This window comes from Burkholderia sp. WTPI3 (assembly GCF_021483755.1).
GTDB lineage: Bacteria > Pseudomonadota > Gammaproteobacteria > Burkholderiales > Burkholderiaceae > Burkholderia.
In genome coordinates this window covers 1-2,018 of the sequence record NZ_JAGIXF010000203.1, presented here as the reverse complement: position 1 = coordinate 2,018, position 2,018 = coordinate 1, and the positions used below count along the sequence as shown (strand labels likewise).

The 2,018-nt window shown below is 69.2% G+C and carries 2 protein-coding genes; one reads left to right on the top strand and one right to left on the bottom strand.

All coding sequences use genetic code 11. The features are described from left to right. Positions 1 to 490: Rieske 2Fe-2S domain-containing protein (locus J7024_RS36840; protein ID WP_234746044.1), on the bottom strand; the 490-nt coding region annotated here is incomplete at its 3' end. A 242-nt stretch (positions 491 to 732) separates the two neighbouring features. Between J7024_RS36840 and J7024_RS36835 the strand changes: the two genes are divergently transcribed. Next, on the top strand, positions 733 to 1,893 hold the full coding sequence (locus tag J7024_RS36835; protein WP_124897823.1) for an NAD-dependent formate dehydrogenase: 1,161 nt from the start codon (positions 733 to 735) through the stop codon (positions 1,891 to 1,893). Positions 1,894 to 2,018 lie beyond the last annotated feature (125 nt).

Below are 2,018 nucleotides of genomic sequence, written 5' to 3'. Positions count from 1 at the left end.
GTTCGCTGGCGGCGGTCAGCAGCGTTATCGAGTTCGGGTGGCCTTCGGGGCGAAGCGTCACCGCCGCCGCAATCGGAGCCGGGCCGCCGCCGACGATCACGACCGAGTCGGGCAGCCCGGCCGCATTCAACGCGGGCGGCGCCGCGGCCGGCCGCGCGGCGAGCACGACCGCGCGGCGGTCGCGACGCTCGACGCGCCAGCACGTCAATCCGTCGAGCGCGGGCGCGCGCAGCATGGCACCGGTACGCAGGCAGAACGCCGCGTGGTGCCACGGGCAGCGAATCGTGTCGCCGACCAGCAGGCCGTCGGCGAGCGGTGCGCCGTAATGCGGGCATTGCGCACCGAGCGCGAACAGTTCGTCGGCGCGGCGCACGAGCAACACGGCTGCGTCGCCGACATGGCCCTCGATCATCGCGCCGTCGGCGATGTCGTCGAGCGCAATGCCCTGTGCGAGATCGGGACGTGAAGACGAAGCGGCGCTTCCGGACATGGCCTGCCTCCCTGCGAGTGAGGTAACGATCCCATTATCGGCGTCCTTCCTGAAAAGAACAGGTACAGACGACCCCGCAGCGCACGCAAACGCGGACTGTAGCTTGTACGCGATCCGCGACCGGCGTACAACGTGATCCACGTTGCGGCGCAACACACCGGCCGCGCATGCGAGGGTGCCGTCGCACCGAGCAATCCGCGTGCCGCGTCCGCCGTTCATCCCGTCACGAGGAGCGCTACCCGATGGCTACCGTCCTGTGCGTGCTGTATCCCGACCCGGTCGACGGCTATCCGCCGCACTACTTGCGCGATGCAATTCCGGTCATCACGCGGTACGCCGACGGACAAACCGCGCCGACGCCGGCCGGCCCGCCCGGCTTTCGACCCGGCGAACTCGTCGGCTGCGTATCCGGCGCGCTCGGGCTGCGCGGCTATCTGGAAGCGCGCGGCCACACGCTGATCGTGACGAGCGACAAGGACGGCCCCGACTCCGAGTTCGAACGCCGCCTGCCCGAAGCGGACATCGTGATTTCGCAGCCGTTCTGGCCGGCCTACCTGAGCGCCGCACGCATCGCGATGGCGCCGAAGCTCAGGCTCGCGCTGACGGCCGGCATCGGCTCCGATCACGTCGATCTCGACGCGGCGGCACGCGCGCGCATCACCGTCGCCGAGGTCACCGGGTCGAACAGCATCAGCGTGGCCGAGCACGTCGTGATGACGACGCTCGCGCTGGTGCGCAACTATCTGCCGTCGCATGCGATCGCGCAGCAAGGCGGCTGGAACATCGCCGACTGCGTATCGCGCAGCTACGACGTCGAAGGAATGCATTTCGGCACGGTCGGCGCGGGGCGTATCGGCCTCGCGGTGTTGCGCCGGCTGAAGCCGTTCGGGCTGCACCTGCACTACACGCAGCGGCACAGGCTCGATGCCGCGATCGAGCAGGAACTCGGGCTGACCTGGCACGCCGACGCCGCGTCGCTCGCGAGCGCGGTCGATATCGTGAACCTGCAGATACCGCTGTATCCGTCGACCGAGCACCTGTTCGACGCGGCGATGATCGCGCGAATGAAGCGCGGCGCATATCTGATCAACACCGCGCGTGCAAAGCTGGTCGAGCGCGATGCCGTCGTGCGTGCGGTCGCATCCGGGCATCTGGCCGGTTACGGCGGCGACGTCTGGTTTCCGCAGCCGGCGCCCGCTGACCATCCATGGCGCACGATGCCTTGCAACGGGATGACGCCGCATATCTCCGGCACGTCGCTGTCGGCCCAGGCGCGCTATGCGGCCGGCACGCTGGAGATCCTGCAGGACTGGTTCGACGGAAAGCCGATCCGAGACGAATACCTGATCGTCGACGGCGGCGCGCTCGCGGGAACGGGCAAGCAGTCGTACCGGCTCACCTGAGCCGGGGCCGCGCGGCCACGGTCAGCCCAGGCAGGCGGTCGCGAGCTTGCCGACCGTGACGACCGCACGCTCGATTTCCGGCGACCACGGGCTGCCGTAGTTCAGCCGGACGAAGTTCCGGTAGC